The sequence below is a fragment of the Nostoc sp. PCC 7107 genome (assembly GCF_000316625.1).
In the GTDB taxonomy this organism is placed as follows: domain Bacteria; phylum Cyanobacteriota; class Cyanobacteriia; order Cyanobacteriales; family Nostocaceae; genus Nostoc_B.
Map to the genome: position 1 here is coordinate 1,147,559 of NC_019676.1, position 23,770 is coordinate 1,171,328.

Annotated in this window: 20 protein-coding genes and 1 tRNA gene; 16 read left to right on the forward strand and 5 right to left on the reverse strand. The window is 40.4% G+C overall.

Going from position 1 to position 23,770, the window contains the following annotated elements; translation table 11 throughout:
* Positions 1–220: 220 nt before the first annotated feature.
* The gene (locus NOS7107_RS04885) at positions 221–1,087 is read left to right on the forward strand and encodes a spondin domain-containing protein (protein ID WP_015111877.1); all 867 of its coding nucleotides are present in this window, start codon (positions 221–223) and stop codon (positions 1,085–1,087) included.
* 383 nt (positions 1,088–1,470) lie between these two features.
* On the opposite strand, the gene NOS7107_RS04890 is transcribed toward NOS7107_RS04885, so the two are convergent.
* Entirely contained in the window at positions 1,471–2,337 is an 867-nt protein-coding gene (locus tag NOS7107_RS04890; RefSeq protein WP_015111878.1) for a LysR family transcriptional regulator, read from the reverse strand.
* A 329-nt stretch (positions 2,338–2,666) separates the two neighbouring features.
* Between NOS7107_RS04890 and NOS7107_RS04895 the strand changes: the two genes are divergently transcribed.
* The 8 genes from NOS7107_RS04895 (at position 2,667) to NOS7107_RS04930 (ending at position 9,389) form a co-directional block, all read left to right on the forward strand.
* Entirely contained in the window at positions 2,667–3,224 is a 558-nt protein-coding gene (locus tag NOS7107_RS04895; RefSeq protein WP_015111879.1) for a carboxymuconolactone decarboxylase family protein, read from the forward strand.
* 391 nt (positions 3,225–3,615) lie between these two features.
* Positions 3,616–3,840, forward strand: coding sequence for a hypothetical protein (locus NOS7107_RS04900; RefSeq protein ID WP_044499683.1), 225 nt, complete (start codon positions 3,616–3,618; stop codon positions 3,838–3,840).
* Between the two features lie 494 nt (positions 3,841–4,334).
* Positions 4,335–5,348 (forward strand): iron-containing redox enzyme family protein, encoded by a 1,014-nt coding sequence (locus tag NOS7107_RS04905; RefSeq protein WP_015111881.1) that lies wholly within the window; start codon positions 4,335–4,337, stop codon positions 5,346–5,348.
* A 57-nt stretch (positions 5,349–5,405) separates the two neighbouring features.
* Positions 5,406–5,804 (forward strand): hypothetical protein, encoded by a 399-nt coding sequence (locus NOS7107_RS27140; RefSeq protein WP_015111882.1) that lies wholly within the window; start codon positions 5,406–5,408, stop codon positions 5,802–5,804.
* A gap of 9 nt (positions 5,805–5,813) precedes the next feature.
* Positions 5,814–6,380, forward strand: a complete 567-nt coding sequence (locus NOS7107_RS04915; RefSeq protein ID WP_015111883.1) for a cupin domain-containing protein — start codon at positions 5,814–5,816, stop codon at positions 6,378–6,380.
* Between the two features lie 124 nt (positions 6,381–6,504).
* Complete coding sequence (locus tag NOS7107_RS04920) at positions 6,505–8,133, forward strand: AMP-binding protein (RefSeq protein ID WP_015111884.1); 1,629 nt, start codon at positions 6,505–6,507, stop codon at positions 8,131–8,133.
* Positions 8,134–8,181: 48 nt separating this feature from the next.
* The gene (locus NOS7107_RS04925; RefSeq protein WP_015111885.1) at positions 8,182–8,757 is read left to right on the forward strand and encodes a TetR/AcrR family transcriptional regulator; all 576 of its coding nucleotides are present in this window, start codon (positions 8,182–8,184) and stop codon (positions 8,755–8,757) included.
* Positions 8,758–8,828: 71 nt separating this feature from the next.
* Positions 8,829–9,389, forward strand: coding sequence for an HPP family protein (locus tag NOS7107_RS04930; protein ID WP_015111886.1), 561 nt, complete (start codon positions 8,829–8,831; stop codon positions 9,387–9,389).
* Between the two features lie 19 nt (positions 9,390–9,408).
* Here NOS7107_RS04930 and NOS7107_RS04935 read toward each other — a convergent pair whose 3' ends face one another.
* Together NOS7107_RS04935 and infC are read right to left on the reverse strand one after the other, a co-directional pair.
* Positions 9,409–12,432 (reverse strand): hypothetical protein, encoded by a 3,024-nt coding sequence (locus tag NOS7107_RS04935; protein WP_044499685.1) that lies wholly within the window; start codon positions 12,430–12,432, stop codon positions 9,409–9,411.
* 203 nt (positions 12,433–12,635) lie between these two features.
* The gene (gene infC / locus NOS7107_RS04940; RefSeq protein WP_015111888.1) at positions 12,636–13,169 is read right to left on the reverse strand and encodes a translation initiation factor IF-3; all 534 of its coding nucleotides are present in this window, start codon (positions 13,167–13,169) and stop codon (positions 12,636–12,638) included.
* A 448-nt stretch (positions 13,170–13,617) separates the two neighbouring features.
* Between infC and NOS7107_RS04945 the strand changes: the two genes are divergently transcribed.
* Positions 13,618–14,538, forward strand: coding sequence for an alpha/beta fold hydrolase (locus NOS7107_RS04945; protein ID WP_015111889.1), 921 nt, complete (start codon positions 13,618–13,620; stop codon positions 14,536–14,538).
* Between the two features lie 261 nt (positions 14,539–14,799).
* Here the strand turns inward: NOS7107_RS04945 and NOS7107_RS04950 are convergent, their stop codons facing one another.
* A complete protein-coding gene (locus NOS7107_RS04950; RefSeq protein WP_015111890.1) occupies positions 14,800–15,162 on the reverse strand; it encodes a BON domain-containing protein in 363 nt (120 codons plus the stop codon).
* 275 nt (positions 15,163–15,437) lie between these two features.
* On the opposite strand from NOS7107_RS04950, the gene ilvN reads away from it, so the two are divergent.
* From ilvN to NOS7107_RS04975, 5 genes are all read left to right on the forward strand, one after another.
* Positions 15,438–15,956, forward strand: coding sequence for an acetolactate synthase small subunit (gene ilvN, locus NOS7107_RS04955; RefSeq protein ID WP_044500522.1), 519 nt, complete (start codon positions 15,438–15,440; stop codon positions 15,954–15,956).
* A gap of 658 nt (positions 15,957–16,614) precedes the next feature.
* Positions 16,615–17,007, forward strand: coding sequence for a hypothetical protein (locus NOS7107_RS04960; RefSeq protein ID WP_015111892.1), 393 nt, complete (start codon positions 16,615–16,617; stop codon positions 17,005–17,007).
* A 144-nt stretch (positions 17,008–17,151) separates the two neighbouring features.
* Complete coding sequence (locus NOS7107_RS04965; RefSeq protein ID WP_015111893.1) at positions 17,152–18,555, forward strand: hypothetical protein; 1,404 nt, start codon at positions 17,152–17,154, stop codon at positions 18,553–18,555.
* 146 nt (positions 18,556–18,701) lie between these two features.
* Positions 18,702–18,773 (forward strand) — tRNA-Gln (locus tag NOS7107_RS04970).
* A gap of 734 nt (positions 18,774–19,507) precedes the next feature.
* Positions 19,508–21,727 carry a polysaccharide biosynthesis tyrosine autokinase gene (locus NOS7107_RS04975; protein WP_015111894.1) on the forward strand — a complete coding sequence of 740 codons (2,220 nt, stop codon included), beginning with the start codon at positions 19,508–19,510 and terminating at the stop codon, positions 21,725–21,727.
* A 45-nt stretch (positions 21,728–21,772) separates the two neighbouring features.
* Here NOS7107_RS04975 and NOS7107_RS04980 read toward each other — a convergent pair whose 3' ends face one another.
* On the reverse strand, positions 21,773–22,255 hold the full coding sequence (locus tag NOS7107_RS04980) for a hypothetical protein (RefSeq protein ID WP_015111895.1): 483 nt from the start codon (positions 22,253–22,255) through the stop codon (positions 21,773–21,775).
* A 181-nt stretch (positions 22,256–22,436) separates the two neighbouring features.
* Between NOS7107_RS04980 and NOS7107_RS04985 the strand changes: the two genes are divergently transcribed.
* Positions 22,437–23,729: a hypothetical protein gene (locus NOS7107_RS04985; protein ID WP_015111896.1), complete on the forward strand. Its 1,293-nt coding sequence runs from the start codon at positions 22,437–22,439 to the stop codon at positions 23,727–23,729.
* Positions 23,730–23,770: the final 41 nt, after the last annotated feature.

Below are 23,770 nucleotides of genomic sequence, written 5' to 3' on the forward strand. Positions count from 1 at the left end.
GTCTATTACATGTTCAGCTATTTGCTTTTTAAAGGTGTAAAAACTTCATCAATTGGGGGTATTTATTAGCGGAACTCTCAACACGATGGTTGCGATCGCCCACAAAGCAGGGCCATCAGCATCCACCCAAAATTGATGAAGAATTTACATTGTAAACACGCGGAATTACTTAAAGTAGAGTTGTATCTTCTAATAATTTGCATATAATCAGGAGATCATAATGGTAAATCCACGTAAAACTGTATCGAAGTTAATAGCAACTGCGATCGCATCAGCTTCAGTGCTAACAATCGCATCAACAGCAAGCGCCGCATCTTTAAAAATTACTGTGGAAAACTTAGCACCACAAGGTGGTACTCTCGTCACCCCTTTATGGTTTGGCTTACACGATGGCACTTTTGATCCGTTCAACGAAGGTCAAGCCCTACTAATACCATCTTTTGAGCGTTTAGTTGAAGATGGTTTGACCGCACCGATTTCTGCTTCTTTCGCTGCTAGTGGTGCTGGTACTGTCCAAGGTACAGTTTTTGGTGGTCTTGAGCGTCCAGTTGCGCCCATTAGTCCAGGCGCAACAGTATCAACAATCATCAACATTGATGACAGTATCTTGAATACCCCCTACTTTAGCTATGCTGCAATGGTAATCCCTAGCAATGATGCCTTCTTTGCTAATGATGATCCTTTTGAACATAGGTTATTTGATGCTCAAGGTAACTTCATCGCCACCAGCTTCGAGATTTTTGGCTCAGAAGTTTATGATGCTGGTACAGAAGTAAATGACGAAAACCCAATTAACACTGCATTTCTCCAGCAACCAGCCCCAAATACTGGTACAACTGAAGGTGGAGTAGTCAGAATTCATGATGGATTTAGACCAGCTGGTACTGGTGGTGTCCTAGATGCAAGTAGACCTTTTAGAGGTCAAACGATTAATTTTGCCAACGCAGACTTCAAAGCCCCTGGCTATCGCGTTGCGCGGATTACAATCGAAAGAGTACCTGAGCCATCCACATTAGCCATACTTCCATTGACTGCTCTCTTTCTGCTGTTTGGTAAAGCGCGGCGTTTACGTTCAAAAGTATCTTAAAAAAGAATTGTATTAGCTAAAAGCTTCGACGACGAGAATTTTCAGAAAGCTATATAAGTCAACTATAGGGGTACATCAAATTATCAGTACCCTTCTTATACACACATCTTGCACCTAACGATTAAAATCGCAGCTACACAAACCAAACCTGCCTCCGCAGGCTCAAAAGGCTTGATTTTACGTTAGTCCGCGCAGGCGGACTTTTGTTTAGCCGCGAATTCCATTCGTCGGGGCTAGGTGCAAGATAGGAGTATAGCTTTATCGGCGTTGCATAAATGCGGGATGATTTGAAACTTTTAAATAAAGCTAAATATTGATTCTTTATACCTTTGCGCCTTTGCGTGAGGCAAAATTCATCCCCTTAATCAGCAACGCCGCTTTATCTATAATTCCCAATGATGATTTACAGCAAAAGAGCGGAATACATTTACCACCTCAGAGTCTTGTTTCGCTCTCCATACAAGACCCACCAAGCGATCCAAATTAGCATTAGCGATGGGAATATATTTAATATCTGCTAAACCTTGCCACTCTGGCATAATGGTTACTCCTAAACCAGCAGAAACTAAAGATACTACCCACTCTTCATGATCTGCTTTATAAACAACATGGGGTTGAATACCTTCCGATTCAAACCATTTGCGTGATTCACCCCAAAGTTCACAATTTATCCGTTCAATATAAGGTACTCCATCCAATTCTCCTAAAGTAATTGTTTCCTTTTCTGCTAAAGGATGGGTTTTTGGTACAGCTAATAGGCGACGCTGTTGGAACAAAGACACAGAAGTTTTAGCATCTTCATTGTTACCTAATACTGTAATTGCTAAATCAATTTCGCCTAGCTCTAGCCAGGTTCTTAATTCTTCTAAATTACCATCGCATAATTCCAATGCCACAGCCGGATATTTATCTCGAAAGGTGGCAATTAGTCGTGATAAATTATCAATTCTAATAGTACGCAACACACCTATTTTGAGATTTTTCTCCTGTTTTTGAAAGTTTTTCAATTCGCTCAAAGCTGATTCATATTCGTGCAGGATAGCTTGGGCTTTTTCTAAAAAATGCTTTCCAGCATGGGTCAAGATAGCGCGTCGTCCTCCACGCTCAAATAATGTTACGCCTAACTCTTGTTCTAGTTTTTTAATTCCTACCGATAAAGAAGGCTGAGAGATAAATAGACGTTCTGCGGCTTTGGTAAATCCACCCGCCTCAACGACCGTCAGAAAGTATTTAATCTGATAAAGATCCATAGACAGGTATCCTAAAATTTTGCAAAAATAAATTTAACTACAATTTCTGTCACTAGCAATTCGGAATTTTTAACTAATATATTTGTTGAATGATAATAACTGATCTCCAGCAGGCATTTATTAAGAAAAGTAAAGGTTCAGATATTAGGCGATCGCATCTGCTATGAACTGGCAAAACCTCCGATATAACTTTCATATACATCAATAAATAGTAACTGATAGACAGTATCTATGAAAGTCATGCAAAAAATCGTCTGGCTTTAAATTATTATCTCGGTGATTATATAAAGTATCAGCAATAAATCACATCACAACATCGGAGAAATAACATGGCAAGATTTGTAGCCGTTGATCCTGCACAAGCCACAAGCCCAGCCAAAGAACTGTTAGATCAAGTACAAGCCCAACTCGGCATCACCCCCAATATGATGCGAACAATGGCTAACTCACCAGCAGTATTGCAAGGATACTTAAGTTTCAGTGGTGCTTTGGCTGGCGGAGAGTTAAGCGTGCAGCTACGTGAGCAAATTGCATTAGCTGTAGCCGAAGCTAATAGCTGTGAATACTGCGCCTCTGCCCACACCGCGATCGGCAAAATGGTAGGATTGGATGACAGTAACATTAGTACTAGCCTCCTCTCTTTGTCAGATGATCCAAAAGTAGACGCAGCCTTAAAATTTGCACGGACAATCGTTGTCAACCAAGGTGAAGTTAGCGATGACCAAATTAATCACCTGTGCCATGCTGGTTATAGCGATGCACAAATTCTCGAAATTATTGCCAACGTAGTACTGAATATCTTCACCAACTACTTTAACAATATTGCTCAAACAGTAGTTGATTTTCCCAAAGTTGAATTGACTAGCAAAAAAGTAGGCATTAATTAATCATGATATAGCGATTTCAGCTTAAGTGAGGTACAGAACTAATGTTTCTGAAGGCAGAGGGTTTCCTAATTTTATTAGCAATGTATGAGTGCATCCACTTTCGGCAAATAGCCCTGCGCTAAGGCGCACGCTACGCGAACAGACTGAAGTCTGGGGCTATACAAACAAAACCCGCGCAGGCAGGTTTTGAGATAGTCCGAGTAGGCGGACTTGGTTTGTGTAGCCGCGATTTCCAATCACTTCCAAAAGTGAATTTTCCCCAATGTATTTAGTACTTCAGCAGATTAGGAAATGCTATATCATGGCGGGAATTTAGTAATTTACCAAAGAATTCAGCCCTAAACTAAATTCCCGTCTGTTTTTCATGTCTATTTTGTCGATATTATTGAGTATGAAAACTCCTATTCTGCATTCTATCCAAGTTACTTTACTCAAACAACTGGGTGATAAAGATGCGATAGACCCTGATCATCGTCCTTGGATAACTCCACGAATTTTGCAAGTTTATTTTCATAGTAAAGACAAAGAAATATCAGTACAATTAGCCGTTTGTCCGTTACTTGCTCCTGAGTGGCGACAAACTTTTGCTAAACGCGCTAGAGGTTTTAGCTTTTAAATTTAGCTAACGATATCTGATACTTCAGTATCTGAGTACATTTCTCAGAGATTAAGCAGATTATTGGTGCGATCGCCAGGAATATTTTCACTATAAGTCTAGAGAACTTATCTCAAAAAGGTTCTCTAGACTTATTTTTTTCTAACCTTTAAATCAAAAATTAATGGCCTGTCAAATATTAGCTATCTTCTTGCTTGATATAATGTCACTATCATTAAATTCATCTATACAATCAATTATTTTCCGGAATTTATTGACAAACTAATGAAGCTAACACAATCCTTAAATCCACATCCTAACCAAAATTATTTTCTGGAATTAAGTGACAACGAAATGTAGTTTAAAATGTCGTTAAAGTTCAAATAAAATAATTTATTTTCTGGAATTAAACGACAAATAAATGTAGTCAATAAAGTCCTTGAATCCTCGAATAAAAATAATCTGTAGTGTAAGGACAAACAAATTTTTCATGATTTTAACTTAGGAGAATTAGAATGTTTAACTGGAATAAAGTTGAAAAATCATCAGTAAAATCTAACGCTGTACAAACAAATCCCAAAGAAGTATTGAAACAAGACATATACCCCATCGAGCAAGTTGAACAGTTAGCACATGAAGCTTTTCAAAATAAAGGTGGTCTTGCTTGGCAGAAAATTCAGTTCCTTTTGTTTGAACTCAACTTGCGCTTAATGCGAGAAGGTTATGGCTTAGGAACTGCGCGTGGTCTGAGAGATTTTCAACTCCGCCATGTTATTGAACAAGTTGAACAGCAATATTTACCCGAAGAACAACTTGCTCCTGAACTCTCTACAGTTGAAACTTTTATGCCTTGGTTGAAAGAACGGATTAGCCAACATCGCGTTAACCACCACCCACTATTTGAACTGTTTGACCGTGATGATTTGACCGATGAAGAAGTTCGTTACTTCCTCGCTAATTACCGAGTTAATATGCAGCGCTTCCACCTGCACGTTGCTGCTTTTAGCTTAATTGTGCCTTTTGAAATGCGCGAAGAACTCTATCACAATCTGCATGACGAATTTGGTCAAGGAAATTTTGCTGAAGCTCACCCCAATTTATTTGAACCCCTGATGAATTATTTTGGTGGAGCTAAAGAAGAAGATATTAACCCGGAGACTTGTAACCTGCTGAATACCAAGATGAACCTCTGCTGGTTTGCTGATGGACTGCATTACGGTATTGGTGGTATGGGAGCTTTAGAATTGGCAATTCCTCTACAACAGCGCCGAATTTTGGCACACTTGCGCCGTCGAGGGATGAGTGAACAGATGGTGAAATTCTTTGTTGTTCACTGCGAACTAGATGAAGACCACGGTGAAGGTTGGTTTGCTGCTGGAATGCCTCACATGCAAACTCCAGAAGACTTGCAAAAAGTATTCTCCAGCGCTATGCGGATGCTCGAAGCGAGAGCGGGAGTCTATGACGGTATTCTCAAAGGTATTTTGCAACGTCGTAGCCAAGCTGACACACTAGCTTCTGCTGCCTAATGTCGAAAATGATCAAAGCCAAAGTGTATGTGCAGTGAATGAAAAGGAATAAAAACTATGCCGCTGATCACACTAAAGGCTAATAAGATTTTTTCTGAAAATATCAGAGATAGCCTAGCTGAAGGTTTATCTCTGATAACTGAGAAAACGCTGCGGAAAAACAAACAAGTAATTGTGATTCATTTTGAAACTGCTGATCAACTAGGGCAATGGTATGTAGGCGGTGCTGTTAAAAATCATGATGAAGCAATTTTTGAGTTGAGTATTCTGATTACTCAAGGTACAAATACCGATGCAGAAAAAGCAGAATGGATAGCACAAACTTGGCAATTACTCACAGCGAATCTTGGGAACACACCTCACCCAAACTATATTTCAATTCAAGAAATAGATGGAAAAAGCTGGGGCTATAACGGTCTTAGTCAAGCACAAAGAAGTATTCAATCAAATAAATAGCGAGGATATATGTCAAACGCAGTTCAAATCTTTAAAACTTCTCTCTTAGGTTATAACGGCAAACAAAAAAGTGAAGATACAGCGATCGCTGTCAAAGGTGAATTGATGAGTAATGGACAAATAAAATACAATCCATTTCCCTATAACTCAATTAACGACAGAATAATTCATTTCGAGGGAATGGAAAATGTTTCCTTACCAGATGATTTAGAGTTTGTACCTTATCAGCCAGAAGTGAGAAAAGGTGTTGATATTCACAAAATATTTAGTCTGGTAGACCAAGATCCTCAAGGCCCTGATGCGGCAATTCTCCGATATGAACCCGGTGCATTTATTGCTCTGCATGAACATATTGGTTATGAAATGGTTTTGGTATTATCCGGCGATTATATAGAAAATGGTGTGACTTTCTTGCCTGGCTCGTTAATCCTGCGCTCTCCTGGGACGTTTCATACAATGGCTTCTGTTAATGGCTGCACGATTTTGGCTACACGTTATATCAAAGTTAAGCAACGTCCTGATTTATGGAATGAGTTTGCTTCAGGTAATGAAGATGTTAAGCCTGTGGAAAGCTAGTTATTTGTCTTAGGTATTCTGATTTAAAAATCAGAGTACCTGCTTCTTAAATTTAAAGAATTTGTATTACTAATACTAAACCAAGTGGGAATATTATCAGCCCGCGCTATATCGAAAAAAAGCTATGCAACATTACTATACACCTTTGAGTCCCACTACTTTTTTAGAACGCAGTGGTCAAGCATTTGCAAATCGTACTGCGATCGCTTCCCCAAATACAAAAGTCACTTACGCCCAACTATTACACCGTTCTCGTTGTTTAGCACAAGTCTTAAAGCGTTTGGGAGTTGAATATGGCGATCGCGTAGCCCTTTTATCAGAAAATAATCAACAGACTATCGAAGCTCACTTCAGTATCCCAGCCGTTGGTGCTGTGATTGTTGCCCTCAATCCTTGGTTGGCGGTGCAAGATATCGGCTTTCAGTTGGACTATTGCGAAGCTAAAGTCTTAATTATCGATGCTGCCTTCAGTGAGAAAATTCTGCTGTACTCTCAACTGGCTTTTGATCACTTACAAAAAATTATCGTCATCAATGGTGCGACAAATCCTGCTTATTCTGGTTATCTCGACTACGAAACTTGTCTAGCAGGTGAAAATGGCGATTTCAGGTTAGATCAAACAATTGTTGATGAATTAGATCCTATCTGCATTAACTTTACTTCTGGTACGACTGGCCGTCCCAAAGGAGTTATGTCCAGTCACCGTGCTGCTTACCTCAATGCACTAGGCCAGGCATTGATGATTGGACTGAATCGCTCCTCTAAATACCTCTGGTTACTGCCGATGTTCCATGTGAATGGCTGGGGTCATATGTGGGTAAACGTGGCTGTGGGAGCCACACAAATTATTCTACCAGGTGATCAAATTCGTGATGCTTCTACGGTGTGTCAAGCAGTTGCTGGGTATAAAATTACTCACTTATCGGGTGCGCCTCGCTTGGTGCGATCGCTTGCTTTTGTACCAGGGGACAAAGCCGCATTTGACGGGCTAACAATCACTACAGGCGGTGCTGCACCTGCACCCACCTTAATCGAAAGATTAGATGAAATGGGTGTCAAACTGATTCATCAATATGGTTTAAATGAAACCTTCGGCCCATACACAGTTTGTGAAGAACAAGAAGACTGGCAAGAATTGTCTCCTGCTAGTCGCGCCCTAAAACGTGGTCGCCAAGGAGTTGCCACCATCCATGCCGGCACAGGATTGCGTGTGGTTGATGCCACCAGTCAAGATGTTCCCTGGGATGGTTCTACTTTGGGTGAAGTTATTGTTGCAGGTAACACAGTCGCTACAGGCTATTACAACAATCCAGAAGCCACTGCCAAAGCCTTTTGCAATGGATGGTTTCATACAGGTGATGTGGCAATTATCCATCCAGATGGCTATCTGGAAATTCGAGACCGGATGAAGGACTTAATCTATGTAGAAACAGAATACGGTTGGGAAAATATTTCTTCTATTGAGATTGAGAATGTGTTGTGTCAGCACGAACAGGTGCGAGATGCTGCCGTCATTGGTATTTCACCCGAAGAACTAGGCAGAAACAGCACTCTACTGGTAGCTTTTATTGAAGTATGGGAATCGCAATCGATTACTAAAGAAGATTTGCGCCGTTTTTGTGAATCTCGACTGTCTGCTTACAAGCAACCTGAAGTGTTTTTCTTTACCGATTTGCCCAAGACTGCAACAGGCAAGGTTCGTAAGGATGTATTAGTCAAAGAAGCACTAAATTTATCCGAATTGAAAGTTTAAAAAAATCCCTTCTAGACAGACTTGTCTGTCTAGTGTATTCTTAATTTTATGATTTCACAAAATTTATCTGGTAATGCTAATAAAAAAATCCTAGAAACCGCATCTAGACTGTTTTACGAGCAAGGCTATCATGTGACTGGAATTAATCAAGTAATTGCGGAAGCAGGGGTAGCCAAAGCAAGTTTTTATCACCATTTTTCCTCTAAAGAAGAGTTGTGCATAGCATACTTGCAGAAGCGTCATCAAGATTGGTTTTCTTGGTTGCAGCAACAAGTTGAACAACATGAAGATAACCAAGAACGTTTGTTAAGCCTATTTACTTTTTTAGAATGCTGGTTGCCCAATAGCAATTTTAGAGGCTGTGCTTTTTTAAACATCGCTTCAGAATTTCCCGCACCAGATAGCAAAATTCGACTCTTGGTCATCAATCACAAAAGTGTTTTGCAAGATTACATTCGGCAACTTGTTGACAGATTGAATATTTCCACCACCAACAATCACACAGTAATGTTGGCGGATTTAATCTATCTTCTGTTTGAAGGAGTAATTACAACAAGTCAAATTTATCGGTCAACACAGTCTATTCAAACTGCACGAGCAGCAGTTAAGCAGTTAATCAGTTAAGCTTTTATTTTTTTGATCGTGATAGACAGACCAGTCTGTACAAACAAGCAAACAATTTGAGGTGAATGAGCATGGTTAAACAATCAAATAGCATTGCAGGTGGTAATAGAAAAGCAGCGTCTTGGATACATTTTTTGCAGAAGTTCCAAGGAGATAATACAAAACTACCTCCTAAGCATTCGGCTAAAGCAATAATGCTTGCTTGGTTAGGGGGATTTCTGGCAATTAGTGCGGTAGCGATTCTCTCGAATACATTTTCTGTTGCACTTGTACTAGGTTCTTTTGGAGCGTCCTGCGTTCTGGTGTTTGGGTTTCCAGATGCAGCTTTTTCACAACCGCGAAATATTCTTGGCGGTCATTTTTTGAGTTCTTTAATTGGGTTGATATGTCTGACGCTGTTTGGTGCAACGTGGTGGTCAGTTGCTATAGCTGTTGGGACTGCGATCGCTGTGATGATGATGACTCGAACCACTCATCCACCCGCAGGCTCTAACCCAGTGATTATTTACCTGACAAAACCAGCATGGAGTTTTCTGCTGTTTCCCACTGTTTTTGGGGCAGTAGTTTTAATTGTTGTGGCTCTTCTCTACAATAATTTTACCCGCGAAGGTAGATACCCGAAATATTGGTGAACCAAATATCTACCCCAAGTTAGTGAGGGATGGTAGCAGAGGGACGACGAGCAGTGTATTTTTTCATTAACTCTTTTACTTGGGTAGCTACCAATGGGTGAGAATCTTGTTGTAATTTTGGCAGGAGTTCTAAAAGCACGCGATGGGAAACAGCATTTAAATAGGCGATCGCCGCTTCTCGGACAAAGCCAGTAGGATGACGCAAAGCTAGTAAAATTTCATTACTAGTTAAGCGGATGCGGCTAACTTGCGCCAAATGAAAACAACAAGCTAAACACCAATCAGACAGAAAATTATCTAAACTCAGCATTTTTTTGAGTCTTTCACTAACTGGCATTGGTTCATATTTTACTAATTCAGCTTCTACAAGGTAATGCAATTTTTCTTGGTGCGATCGCTTGTCTAAAATATTCAACAACAGCGATTTTACAGGCAGAGTGAGTGTATGCTCTAAAATTTCTAAACCCCTGGCGATGTTTGTTCCAGAGGGCGATCGCAAATTAAACGCTGCTGCTTGCATTTTTTCAGGTGAATAAAGCAGCTTCAAGAGCAACAGTAACCGTTCTCGTCCATCTATTTCTAGTTCTAGCAGCGATCGTTGCAACAATTCACAGACAACCGCTGCTCTCTGGGATGAGGAATGATTGTCTAGAGTTGGTGGTTTTTGCAAGTCAATGTAAGCTGCATAAATTTCTCCTAAAAACTTTAACTCTTGCTCAATTAAACCTTCTACCCTAATTTGATGGAAGCGGTCTACTCGATTACTGGTTTCTGGTTGTTTCTGCACTTTGAGTAAACTACGCAGAATTTGATATCTAGTCGCACCCCAAGATTTTTCTAAATGTAGCCAGAGAGCTTCAATCGCTTCTAGGCTAGGAATGTGGGCAATTGTTCGCCACGCATACATCCGAACTATTTCTGGCTTATAAGTATTGGTAGCCAACCGCAACAGCATATCTAAAGCTTCATTTTCTAGTTTGGCTAAGGCACGCATAGCTGTGCTGCGAGTTGATTTATAGTAAAGCGCAGCAATCAAGGCTGAATAGTAATCTTCTAAGCGAGTCGCTGCAATCATTTCCAAAACAGCACAGCGCACACGCAAAGATTCATCCTGCAATAAATTGGGAATATGAATTCGCAGTGCTTGGAGATAAACTGTTTCTCTTAAGGCTTTAACTCCATTAATGCGTTCTCGTTCTTGTTGATGAGTCAACATCCTTTGCAGCGTTTTGGTCGCTGCTACTTTTTGCATCGGCGTTCCCTGACGCAAAATCAAAGCGGCGGCGGTGGCGCGGATTAAAGAGTGGTGTCGCGCTTGCAAATATTCTTCTAATTGACTCAAATTGGGATTTTCTTCAGCCAGCCAAACATAGCGCAACGCTAAAGCCAAGACTTCTGGATCAATTTTTTCTGGGGGTTGTTCGATTAATAGGCGTACATCCGCTATATAAGCAGGATTCGCCCCTCCCATAAACATGACTTCCAAACTTTGGCGCTGTAATTCTGGTGGTAACTTCAACAACAACGGGGCTAAAACTTCAGCGGCTCCATGCGAATCAATTTGGGCTAAAAGTTCAATACAAGAGTGTTTATCTGTGGTGCTACCTTTTTCTCCTAAAGCTTTAACTACCCCTTGTTTAAAGACACGCAAGCCGACATTAGAAGCACTTAATTCTCCCCGTTCTGCGCTCAAAACTAATAAATCAACATAACGCGATCGCAGTACCCAAACAACTCTTAAACAGGTAGCAGCAGCTAATACGGTTTCACCAACAAATACCCATTCTTGTAATACTGTGGGAACAACTCGATTACAAAAAAACAGAGTCGCCAAAATCAGTAATCCAGATCCCCCGGTCGCGATCGCTTCGGCTGTTCCGCCAGATAATGCCTGCATGTGGCTGCGTAGCCGTTCGGGAATGGGTTGATAAAGAACTGGCCCACTACTGACAACAAAGGTATAGCGCAGCAATTCATCACAAAATTTTAAACCGACTAATCCCCAAAAAATGCCATAAGAATGCAAAGCTGGGAATAAATTTAATAAAGCGATCGCCGCTGGGACAACAAAGCCAACACTAATCGGTAAAAGTGCGGCGGTGAAAAACACACCAATGCGTTCGATCAGTCGGCTGGAAACAAACCACTGAGTTGCTAACTCACACAGCCCAACAATCCCCCCGAATATACCTAAAAAACTAGCAAGGTCGCGATCGCCTAAATTAGATTTTAGTTCCCGGAGATATTGAAAATCGACTAATAGTCCAATAACTTGTAAAAGCCCCACAAATGCAAATAACTGCCATGTATAGCGGCGCAGTGGTGCTTGAATTCGCCGATATCGAGAAGCCTGTTCATGGGGAACTTGACGTTGTGGCGCATCAGGAAAGGCGGCTCGATATTGATTGCTTAAATAAGCTAAGATTGCTGACCCTAAAACAATCAATAAACAAGCAATTAGAATGACTTTTTCTAGTTTGACGAATTGCAAAATCCACGGCAAACTAAAACCGCTGATTACATCCGCTACTAATAATCCACTGCTAACTAATGGGTATGTGCGTTTAATTTCCCGGATGTTGAATATTTGGTTAGCAACAATTGAAGTGTTGAGGTCGTTGACGACGTAAAGTCCATCTACCCACAGTCGCAGGATAAACACCAAAATTACTGCTAGGTACGAAAGATGTAATCCCTCACGCAATAATACCAAAAATATCAGTGGCACGACCATACAAGGTGCGATCGCCACCACTACCCAACGCAAAGGAAAAATCTTTTGTAGCCAAGAATAAACAAAAACCAACCCTGCACCTGTTACAGCACTAGCAATGTACATCCAAGGCAACGGCCCAGCACCATATTCATCTAAAAACAGTGCTACTGTACTATCCTCTGCCCAGCGTAATCCGATAGATACAGTTGTGTAAAAGGCAAACATAATCCATGTACGTTCACCTTCCTCTGGTCGCAGATTTACCCACTGTAGCAGTCGTGAGAGAACACCTTTATTAACAACCAACGAGTAATTTTTCAGTTCCATGCAGTTTAACTTTCTGATATCACCCTGCAACAGTTCGAGCAAACATCGCACTCAGCACTTAAAAAGCAAGAGTCCTGAGCAACTGAGTATTATGTTTCCCACTCAGCTCTCAGGACTATCAGTTTTTGATAAACTTCTGCGATTTATGGTCGCTGTGCTATTTCTAGCTGTGAACTATGCGTTGTGTTTAGAAAAGTTAAAGCTTATTTCTTCGGCGAAATCAACATCATCATATTTCTTCCCTCTTTTTTCGGTGCTTGTTGCACTTCTCCAAAAGGTTCAAGATCTGTCGCCATACGCTTGAGTAAATCTTCTGCTAAGTCACTGTGTTGAATTTCTCGACCCCGAAACATAACAGTAGCTTTGACTTTATCACCATCTTTCAAGAAGCGCTCTGCTTGTTTCACACGCACGTTGTAATCGTGTTCTTCGATTTTGTAGCGCATCTTGACTTCCTTGACATCAGCCGTGTGCTGCTTTTTCCGGGCTTCCCGCGCCTTCTTCTCCTGTTCAAATTTGTATTTCCCGTAGTCCATAATTCGGCAAACTGGCGGGTCAGCCTTATCACTCAGCAGCACCAAATCTAACTCTTTTTCTTCTGCTAGTTGTAATGCTTCCTGAGGAGTGATAATTCCTAGTTGGGAGCCATCAGTATCAATGACTCTAATTTTCGGGAAGCGAATTCTCTCGTTAATTTGGGGCAGATCGCGAGTTCTTTTTTTCTCAATCACAGGCATTATGATTTGTGGAAGCTCTCTTTTTAGAATATAGTTTGGTTTTGCTCTGTATGCCTCAGAAGTACAATACTTAAAATAACTGAGGACTTAACAATCAGCCTTGGATTCTGGAGTAACTAATCTATAGTCTAGTTACTAATGGCTGTATTTGTCATTCTACTCATAATGACAAAAATTTCTCTGCAATAGTTAACTTAAATTACATAACCAAAGTCAGAGCTATTTATTGTAACAATTATTTTATTTGTTATTGACAAATATACGAAAGTATAGTTTTAACAGGGTTGAAGAGTGGGAGAGTCAGACTATTTTCCTTAGTCGGTCGAGAGTTTTCCCATCAGTGGCTGTCTAAAAATTTCATCTTTCAGACTTCATCCTTCAGACTTTAATATACAGCTTTTATATTGGATATATGTAGTATGCAAATTTCAGAGCATCGGAGGTAAGCTTGACCACAGCGATACACTGGCAACAGCGAGTTGGCAATCAGCGGGACTGGGTTTGGCGCGGCTGGCAGACTCGTTATACCTACATCCGCCCTAGCGCAAATTATCATAACTCAACGCCCTTAATTTTGCTACATGGGTTTGGTGCTTCTATTGGGCATTGGCGGCATAACTTAGAAGTTTTGGGTGAATATCATACAGTTTATGCCCTAGATATGCTGGGTTTTGGCGCTTCGGAAAAAGCCCCAGCAAATTACAGCATAGAATTATGGGTCGAGCAGGTATACGAATTCTGGCGAGCATTTATCCGCCAACCCGCTGTATTAATTGGCAATTCTAATGGTTCCTTGATTTCCTTAGCAGCAGCAGCGGCTCACCCTGATATGGTGCAAGGCATTGTGATGATGAGTTTGCCTGACCCATCATTAGAACAAGAAGCAATACCTGCTGTTTTGCGCCCAATTGTAAAAACTATCAAAAATATTGTTGCTTCGCCGTTGGTATTGCAGCCAGTATTTAAGTTTGTGCGTCAACCCAGTGTCTTACGGCGCTGGGCGAGTTTGGCTTATGCAAATCCTGAAGCTATTACCGATGAACTGATAGAAATTTTGGCTGGCCCTCCTCAAGACCGAGGCTCGGCGCGGGCTTTTAGTGCCTTATTTAAAGCGGCGATCGGGGTTAATTTTAGTCCCAGTGTTAAAGCTGTATTGCCAACATTGAAAATTCCCATCCTCTTAATTTGGGGACAAAAAGACCGATTTGTTCCGCCTGTATTGGCTACTCGATTTGCTCAATACAATGAAAAATTAGAACTACTCAATTTAGAGAATGTAGGCCATTGTCCTCACGATGAGTGTCCAGAACAGATTAACCAAGCCCTTTTAGATTGGATGATTCGATGTTTTGGCGATCGCCAGTGTTGAAGAAGAATTCAAAAGTCAGAATCAATCATTAGGCAATTTTGACCCGCAACTGATGGAAGACAAAACTTCAACAAGCTCATTGACCACCAAATTGAAAATTTGGTGGGTGTCTTAAATTCGTGTGTTCCGATGCTCACGGACTCGCTCAAAGCGAAGTTATGCCGTTGGCGAAGCCTCTCGTTCGCGTTAGCGTCTCTGAAAGAGAAGAGAAGGCTTTACGCTACACTATCCGTCAGTCGTATAGAATTCATTCACGCAGATCTAGCCTATTTGGACTTGGGCTGTATCAACTGCTGTAGCACCATTGACAGAGCTGGCGACAGAAACCATCTTGTTGAGAATATCCTGGCTAGGAACTTTACCTTTGAGAACTACAGTTCCACCAGTCTGAGCAACCCAAAGTGTCTCTATGTCATCAAGCTGCTGATCTTGATCAAATGCTAATGCCACCCGCTTGGCCAATCCACTTTGGTCATATTCGCCATTCAATCCGATCCGTTCTGGTGGCATAGATTGAGTTGCTGTAGGCGCAGCAGTAGCAGCTTGCGGTACTGGTTGCGGAGCCGGATTGACTTGTGCATTTTGTGGTTTTTCCAAACCGAATAATCTTTTTAACCAACTCATAAATGCTGCTCTCCTATGAATATTCCATAACATGTTGAAGATAATGGTTCTTCGTCACCATTTTCATCTGTCAAGGTAAATATCTGCACTTCAGAAAGTTTCTACTTTCAGTATGATTTGTCGAGAACTTCTGTCTGGAAAGTGTAATGAGTGCATATATAAGTTTAAAATAGAAAATCACACTTATCAAAAAATTTAGTTTAACAGTACGTGTAAGGTAGCCCTTAACTAGTGTTTGCGTTAGTAATATGCTACCTGAGCCTGTGTTGGCAAAGATGAAACATACTCTTTCTGTTCTAGTAGAAGACGAAGCGGGTGTTCTTTCCCGCATTTCTAGTTTGTTTGCCCGCCGTGGCTATAACATAGAAAGCCTTGCTGTTGGCCAAGCGGAGCAAGGAGGAGTGTCCCGCATTACGATGGTTGTGGCTGGTGATGATCGCATAATCGAGCAAATCACCAAACAACTATACAAGCTGGTTAATGTGCTTAAAGTTCAGGATATTACAGAAACTCCCTGTGTAGAGCGAGAATTAATGCTTTTGAAAGTGAATGCCAATAGCACTCATCGTTCAGAAGTTATTGAACTGGCTCAGATTTTCCGAGCGCGGGTTGTCGATGTAGCAGAAGATTTTCTTACCTTGGAAGTGGTGGGAGACCCAGGAAAAATGGTAGCGATTGTGCAGGTGCTACAAAAATTTGGTCTTAGGGAAATAGCCCGGACTGGTAAAATAGCCCTAACTCGTGAGTCTGGTGTGAATACTGAGTTGCTCAAATCTTTGGAAGCAAAGGTCTAGTCAAAGCAATCTCCTGGCTGTATTTTTGATAACTCATACAATGAAGTCATTCTTAAATTGTCGCAGCTATTACCCCGGATACTTCACGGGGTTTTTTCATACTTTTTCACTGAATTTTTCGTAAATATAAAAGTGATTATTTTAACATTTTAATCAAAATTTAACAGAGAAACGTATATTTAAAACAAGAGTTTAAAGTATTAATACTTAAAAATATTGAAAAAGACTGCATGAAATTCACACAATCAATATAAATTTACGGTAATAATAGATGAAGATTTCACCAAGCTGAGTTTGTCAGGACTGTGATGACGAATGAATTTAAAGCAGTTAAACTGTTTGCCTAGAGATTAGAGATTAGGTAAAGAGCTGAAGTTGTAAGATATCAGCTTTTCACATAAGGTTAGAGTTCAGTAATATACCTAGAAAACCGTAGCAGTTCCCCTACGGTTTTTTTATGCTGCCAAATATACGTAAAAAGACTTAATTTTATCCAATTTTAGATGTAACAAAAAAGTTTATTTAGAGACTAAAACCAGCGCAATCTTTCATAAAACTAGATTTAGATTCTTAAATTTTCCAGTGATTTTACCGCACCAAAAATCAAGTAAATATGAATACAAAAGAATATATAGTTCGACACATTTAAATAAAGCGTATGTTTTTAAAGAGCTTTAGTAGCGTTGTAGTAGCAGTGACATTGTTAGTAGGTAATACAGCTATAGCTCAAACTACTAATAACCAACTAGCATTTCATGTACAAGTAGGTGCTGATAATGATGGTAATCCGATTATTTTAGATGCAGGCTCAGTAGAAGGAAGTAAGTATACTATCTTGCAAAAACAAGGTAATGGTCTCACAAAAACTACTTTTCGTGCTTCATGTACTGAAGGTCGTTTATTTTCTGAAACATCTTCTATCTACAGTGCAGATGGTCAGTTACTTAGTGAAAAACAAACCAAGCAAGAAATTACCCCTCAACCTGGAACTCCTGAAGCTAATTCGATGGAGATTGTTTGTCAAACAGCCAGCAACGAAGGTAATCAGTAAGTAAGCGTAAAATATCGACTAGTGAAAATTCTGTTTTCTGCTTAGTCAGTTAATAACTATACAAGTAAAATATGTAGACATTGTTGGCGAAACTTTTGCGATATTTCATTAGTCTGAGTTCTCAAATCCTGTAAAAAAATATCAATGTCTTCTTCTAATCAAGGTATTCCTGGATTACCTGATCTGACACATCCAATAGAACTGATCCAGTTTGGCAACCAAATACTCAAAGCTTCCATTTTATTAGTATTTTTAGTGATAGCTTTGGGTGTAGCGATCGCACTGATGAGTTTCGTCTTGCGTCGCTATCAGGAAGAAAATGTGATTTTTCTTGGTGAATGGGTTTTACGCTACTCCCAAATTTTACGGGGATTACAGCACCTCACCCTGGTATTAGTTCTGTTGGTAGTCGGATTTTTTCTCTCTTCCACTTTAGGTAATCGCTATCATCACTGGGAACAAGCAAAGGTTGTACAAGTTGCTCAAACTGTCGCTGGGGATAAGTTAGAGCAGACAGCACCCCAAGTCCGCTATGTGATTCAAGAGCCATTCACTTATAACAACCAAGTCAACGGCAAAATAATCAAAGTCAACGATACACGGGAAGTTACTCGTTATCTCTCCTTAGCAGGATCGCAAATTCAGGTAAAACTTGAACAAAACACCGATCTTCAAGGACGTAGTGCCGTTTATCGAATAGACTACAGTGCAGATTATAAAGTTGTCAACCGACTCAAAAATGTTCAAAGTTTTTTCTTTGAAGCATCACCGCCCGATGGCTACTCACTGCTGTCTAACTACAAAGTCGAACGTTCAGGAACTCGACTCGAACTTCTGAACCCTGGAGATTATGGCTTTCCCTTTAGTTTGCAACCAGGAGAAACAACTAACTTTCGCATTACCTATCAAGCTCAGGGGGGGCCGCGCTGGGTTTACAATGCTGGGGGACAAATCCTGAGTAATTTCCGCCTGACAGCAACCGCTAACTTTACGCCTGTTGAGTTTGCTAGTGGTATTACCCCTAAAGAAATTAAAGCTGATGGTCGTAGCACTCAGTATACTTGGATATTTAATGACAATGTTTCTGTAAAAAATCCCTTTGGAGTTTTTACCAACACTGCACCTATCCGTAACACTGGCATTATGCCTCGATTGTTATTATTAGCACCAGCATTATTTCTCTGGTGGATATTGCTGTTGTATTTGTCAGTTCCAATGAGTTTGCAAAATGTGGCGATCGCATCTGGTATGTTCTTTGCATGTATTTTGACTTTGACTTACCTGGCTCGCTTCATGAATGCTGAATTAGCCTGGACAATGATTGCCCTCATCTTTCTCACATTAAGTTGGGGATTAGGTGCAAATCGCAGCGCTTCTATTGCTGTGATTATCTGTTCTATTGCTGGAGCAGTGCTACCAGTGTTTGGATTATTAGTTCCATTTAGTGGTCTGACTTTAAGTGGAGCCAGTTTACTTTCAGTACTTTGGTTAACAGTCCGTCACTGGTATACCTGGTACAATTTTCCTCCAGAAGACCGTGTTAAGTAACCACTACCACTTGCTATAACCATTTTTAGCAACGAACTGTATCCTTACATCTAGTCAATAGCATCTGAATTTCTTTCGTAAAATTCACTATCAAAGTACTTGACACTAACCCACCAAGGACTGCTATATTAACAGAGGTGAAGCAATGGGGCGTAGCCAAGTGGTAAGGCAGCGGGTTTTGGTCCCGCCATCCCTAGGTTCGAATCCTAGCGCCCCAGTATAAAGAAAGGCAGATTTTTCTGCCTTTTTTTAGTTCATATATAACCTCTCTCCTCATAACATCTCAATACAAAAATCTAGTCACAGATACACATATTTGCTGACTAAATTTTTAATATGCTCAATATCAAGCAATATTCAAATTGTGGTGGTCAAACCATAGATTAGGACTATATTGATAGCTCAAAGCTTTGAAAATGTGTGGTTTATACTCATCACTGATCGATTTTAGGACTAAATCAAACACCCTCTGATACTCTTGTTCGTCTATGGGTAAATTTTTCTTTGCCTGCGCGGAAGTACTGATTTTGCTATGATTCTAGATTTGTGATGAGTTAATCCACTAGATAAGTCTTTTACCTGACACGATATTACACAGAGCTAGGAAGTTAAAAATTTCTTGCAGTTTAATTAAAAATTTCGTATAGCTAAAAAGGAATATTCGGTAGAGCTAACAAAATTAGCCTAGGCAATGTTACTGTATTTGTATTGCGTTACCCTTTACTAAGCTGTATTTGTAAAACTGTAACCATAATGATAAGTGTATGAACTAAGTTTTTCACAATACCTGCGTACTTAAAATTGTCTAACGTATTGGTTAGTTAGTCAATTCAATAAATTGCCAGGGCATAGCAACAGACAAGGTAACTTACAAGCACTCTAAGCATCTACGCCAAAATTCAGATCGCGGTTTTTGCTGCATCAAACCCCAGTCGTTTAATTTACAAACACTATGCTGAAGTCAGAAAAACACCCTTACCTGTCACAAGCTAAATCTGCTCAGTTCAATAACAATGATGACGATGAATTGCATATAGGGCAGATTTTCGCTATTCTTCGCCGTCGAATATTGTTAATTTCTGGGATCACTGCTTTAGTAGCTACAGTAGCGGTGTTAAAGGCAGAAACTGACCCTCCAGTATATCTGGGTTCGTTTGATATTTTAACCAGGCAAGTGACTGGAGAGACGAAGGTGATAGATAGTGTCCCACAGGCCATTTCTGATGAAGATGCGACCCCTAGAGTGGTAGCTTCGTCAGGTAGAGGGGATGGCGGTGGTAATACAACTATTCAAGTACTACGTAGTCCCAGAGTACTTGATCCGATTGTGGAAAAGCTGAAGACTAAATATCCATATATTACTTATAATTCCTTAGCTGCTGGCTTAAGCATCGGCTCACAATCGCCAGATATTTTAACTGTCCAATATACACACCCAGACTCTAAATTAGTTAGCGATGTTTCTAAACTACTAGCTGATGCTTATTTAGCGTATAGTTTACAAGAACGTCAGTTAGATGTTGATCAGGCGATTGAGTTTGTTGATAAACAAAGAAAACCAATAGAAGCACGCGTAAAATATTGGCAAAATCAACTCCGAAATTTACAAGTAGAAAATAACTTAATTGAGCCAGCCCAGAGAGCGCAAGAATTAGCTGGTCAATTAGCTGGGTTGCGACAACAGCGGATAGAGAATAGGTTACAACTAGAACAATTAGTCGCAAGATATCAGGATTTGCAAAGAGAATTAGCTCAAAGTCGCGGTGAACGTGCGGGTAATTCTTTACTCAGTGAAAATGGACGTTATCAAAGGATACTAGATCAAATCCAAGCGGTTGATATTGAAATCGCCCAAAAATCAGCCGTATATAGAGAAGAAAATCCAGCGATGCAAACGCTCAGAGACAGGAAAGCTTATTTGCTTCCTTTGCTGGCGGGAGAGGAAATGCGTTTGCAAAAAGAATTGCAAAGCCAAATTCGGACTGTTTCAGCCCGCGATCAGTTTTTATATGACAAAATCAAAAATCTCAATAACGACGTAAGATATTTAGCTACCCTGAGTCGTGATTACAGCAACATTCAACAAGAATTAGGAATTGCCAACGGTAGTCTGACTCAATTTACTACGAAACAACAAGCTCTAGAAATTGAAAAAGCCCAAAAACAACAGCCTTGGCGGTTACTTGATCCGAAATTAGCTACAGTTAATAGACCAAGTGCGATTTCTAACAATGCCAAGCTGAACTTAGCAATTGGGGGTGTTTTAGGATTAGTGTTGGGTATAGGAGCAGCTTTAATTGTCGATAAACTCAGCAATATTTTCTACACTGTTCAAGAGTTGAAGAACAGTACAAAGCTGCCATTACTAGGGATTGTACCTCTGAGAAAAGAATTAGAAGCAGCACCGCAATCAAATTTATCCAGAGGGTTGCAACAAACTAATCGCGCTTCTTTCTTTGAAATTTTCCGATCGCTTTACACCAACATTATGTTGTTGGGTTCAGACGATCCGATTCGGTCTTTGGTAATTAGTTCTGCTGGACAGGGAGATGGTAAATCTACTGTGGCGGTACATTTAGCACAAGCCGCCGCCGCAATGGGGCAAAGAGTATTACTAGTGGACTCTAACCTCCGTTGTCCAACTTTACACCAACGTCTTGGCATCTTGAATGTCCAAGGGTTGACTGATGTAATTGCCCAAGATTTAGATTGGGAAAATGTAATTGAGCGATCGCCCATTGAAGAAAATCTGTTTGTGATGACTGCGGGGCCAACCCCTCCCGACTCAGTGCGGTTACTGGCTTCTAAGAAAATGCAGGACTTAATGAACGAACTGCAAAGTAGTTTCGATTTAGTGATTTATGACACGCCACCCCTACTCGGATTTGCTGATGCTTACCTTTTAGCATCCAACACCAATGGTATTGTGATGGTGGCTGGCTTAGGTCATTTAAAACGTACTGCCCTAAAGCAAGTGTTGGAAGAAATTCAGATATCTGGTACACCCCTGTTAGGGATGATCGCCAACAAGTCAAAAGATTCAACACCTGTTTCTCATAACTACTATCAGCAATACTACAAAAACAGTGTTAGTGCTGAAATCGTGGAAGTAGAAACAGAAAATAGCGCCGACCAAGCTAACTCTGTTTTTAGAGGCATTAGAAGACGCTAAATCATCTTCCAGAAGTCAGAATTGAGAATTCTGGCTTCTAAATCTTTACGTTTCAGGTGATTTTAAAGCCTGATCTAAAACTTGCCGAGCCTGTTCTGCTTTAGTTCGCGCTTCTTGGTAACGCAGATTTGCTTGGGCAAAATTTTTCAGAACCTTAAAACCTTCTTTAAGACGAGTAATTTCCTCTTCGGTTACAGAGTTATCGGAGAAGAGTACGTCAACAGATTTACGAATTTCTAACGCTTCAGTGCGTGATTCTTGCACTTTTAACTTTAGTGTAGCTAAGTTATTTAACAATTGGACTGCTTGAGTAATGGCATCCTCACCGTTATTCGCAGTATCAATAGTTGATTCCTTAACTTCAATTAGTTGTTGAGGGCCAAATCCTTCCTCTAATTCCGTGGGGAGTTTACCTGCATCCATCAGTTCCATCAACTGATCCATTGCTTTATCACGAGCTTTAGCTGAATCTTTGCCAGGAATAGTGAGGATAATTTCTGGACTTTGGGCGAGAGTATACTGAACCATATTTGCGGAGAGAAAATTTGCTGGTTAACCAAGCCAAGGCAAATAATTTTAACATATAGACAGGATAATTTATGCTGATTTTATTAATCAAGGGGGAATTAATCAACACCCCCTCAATCCTTCAAAAATAAAACTTTATACTAGATAAAGATAGAGTCAATTTAAATAGGAGGGGAGAGCAATGGCTCCCAATCCCACTATCATGAAGGCTGTGGAACAACTTGGTTATCGAGTTACCATCGGTGATGTAGCGACCCAAGCAGGACTCAATGTTGCAGAGGCTGGGCAAGGTTTACTTGCCTTAGCTGCTGATGCTGGTGGACATTTACAAGTAGCAGAAACAGGTGACATTATTTACTTATTTCCGCCCAACTTTAGAGCAATTTTACGTAATAAATATTTCCAGTTACGTTTGCAAGAATGGTGGCAAAAGGTTTGGGGAATTCTTTTCTACTTAATTCGCATTTCTTTTGGGATATTTTTAGTTCTGTCGATCGCCTTAATTACTATTAGCATTGTTATTATTATTACTGCGGCTAATTCCGATCGCGATAACGATAATCGAGGTAGTAGCCGCAGTGGCGGATTCTTCTTTTTCCCAGATTTATTTTGGTACTTTAGCCCCAACTACTACGATACTTCCTACCAACAAAGGCGAAAAGACAGCCGTCAAGGTAGCGAGATGAATTTCTTCGAGGCGGTGTTTTCGTTTTTGTTTGGGGATGGTAATCCTAATGCCAAATTAGAAGAACGCCGTTGGCAAGAAATAGCGACGGTAATTCGCAATCAGCGTGGCGCAGTGGTAGCAGAACAAATTGCACCGTATTTAGATGACCTTGGCCCGGGCTATACGCAAGAATACGAAGATTATATGCTGCCTGTATTGATCCGATTCAACGGGCAACCAAAAGTTAGTTCTGAGGGACAAATCGTTTATTATTTTCCCGAATTACAAGTTAAAGCCAGCAATCAAGGTCGTCAATCAGTACCAGTTTATTTGGAAGAATTACCTTGGCGTTTCAGTCGGGCTGATTCTGGACAAATTATGTTGAGTGCTGGCTTAGGAGTTCTCAATTTTGTTGGGGCTTTAGTACTGGGAAATTTGTTAAGAGATGGCATAGTTGCGGCACAGTTAGGCGGATTAGTCGCTTTTGTCCAAGGAATTTATTGGCTGCTGTTGGCTTACGGTACAGGATTTTTGGGTGTACCCCTAGTACGTTATTTTTGGATTCAGTGGCGTAACCAAAAGATTGTGGTACGTAACCGCGATCGCTCATCTCGCGCCAAATTCTTAACCAATCCAGATGCAAATTTACAGCAAAAAATTGACTATGCTCAACAATTTGCCACAGAAAATATTATTGAAAACAAAGATTTAGTTTATTCCACCGAAACCGATTTATTAGGCCAAGAAATCGAGAATTCTGACCAAATTGAAGCGGAATGGCAAAAGCGCCTGCAAAGTGGAGAATAATTGATGAAGTGTGAAGGATAAATTTCATCCTTCACACTTCA

Excerpts from the sequence above, each read along its gene's own strand:
- NOS7107_RS04985 (WP_015111896.1), top strand. The coding sequence starts at position 22,437 with ATGGCTCCCAATCCCACTATCATGAAGGCTGTGGAACAACTTGGTTAT.
- NOS7107_RS04925 (WP_015111885.1), top strand. The coding sequence starts at position 8,182 with ATGATTTCACAAAATTTATCTGGTAATGCTAATAAAAAAATCCTAGAA.
- NOS7107_RS04980 (WP_015111895.1), bottom strand. The coding sequence starts at position 22,255 with ATGGTTCAGTATACTCTCGCCCAAAGTCCAGAAATTATCCTCACTATT.
- NOS7107_RS04930 (WP_015111886.1), top strand. The coding sequence starts at position 8,829 with ATGGTTAAACAATCAAATAGCATTGCAGGTGGTAATAGAAAAGCAGCG.
- NOS7107_RS04950 (WP_015111890.1), bottom strand. The coding sequence starts at position 15,162 with ATGAGTTGGTTAAAAAGATTATTCGGTTTGGAAAAACCACAAAATGCA.
- NOS7107_RS04890 (WP_015111878.1), bottom strand. The coding sequence starts at position 2,337 with ATGGATCTTTATCAGATTAAATACTTTCTGACGGTCGTTGAGGCGGGT.
- NOS7107_RS04935 (WP_044499685.1), bottom strand. The coding sequence starts at position 12,432 with ATGGAACTGAAAAATTACTCGTTGGTTGTTAATAAAGGTGTTCTCTCA.
- NOS7107_RS27140 (WP_015111882.1), top strand. The coding sequence starts at position 5,406 with ATGCCGCTGATCACACTAAAGGCTAATAAGATTTTTTCTGAAAATATC.
- NOS7107_RS04975 (WP_015111894.1), top strand. The coding sequence starts at position 19,508 with ATGCTGAAGTCAGAAAAACACCCTTACCTGTCACAAGCTAAATCTGCT.
- NOS7107_RS04915 (WP_015111883.1), top strand. The coding sequence starts at position 5,814 with ATGTCAAACGCAGTTCAAATCTTTAAAACTTCTCTCTTAGGTTATAAC.
- NOS7107_RS04905 (WP_015111881.1), top strand. The coding sequence starts at position 4,335 with ATGTTTAACTGGAATAAAGTTGAAAAATCATCAGTAAAATCTAACGCT.
- infC (WP_015111888.1), bottom strand. The coding sequence starts at position 13,169 with ATGCCTGTGATTGAGAAAAAAAGAACTCGCGATCTGCCCCAAATTAAC.
- NOS7107_RS04965 (WP_015111893.1), top strand. The coding sequence starts at position 17,152 with ATGTCTTCTTCTAATCAAGGTATTCCTGGATTACCTGATCTGACACAT.
- NOS7107_RS04895 (WP_015111879.1), top strand. The coding sequence starts at position 2,667 with ATGGCAAGATTTGTAGCCGTTGATCCTGCACAAGCCACAAGCCCAGCC.
- ilvN (WP_044500522.1), top strand. The coding sequence starts at position 15,438 with ATGAAACATACTCTTTCTGTTCTAGTAGAAGACGAAGCGGGTGTTCTT.
- NOS7107_RS04960 (WP_015111892.1), top strand. The coding sequence starts at position 16,615 with ATGTTTTTAAAGAGCTTTAGTAGCGTTGTAGTAGCAGTGACATTGTTA.
- NOS7107_RS04900 (WP_044499683.1), top strand. The coding sequence starts at position 3,616 with ATGAAAACTCCTATTCTGCATTCTATCCAAGTTACTTTACTCAAACAA.
- NOS7107_RS04920 (WP_015111884.1), top strand. The coding sequence starts at position 6,505 with ATGCAACATTACTATACACCTTTGAGTCCCACTACTTTTTTAGAACGC.
- NOS7107_RS04885 (WP_015111877.1), top strand. The coding sequence starts at position 221 with ATGGTAAATCCACGTAAAACTGTATCGAAGTTAATAGCAACTGCGATC.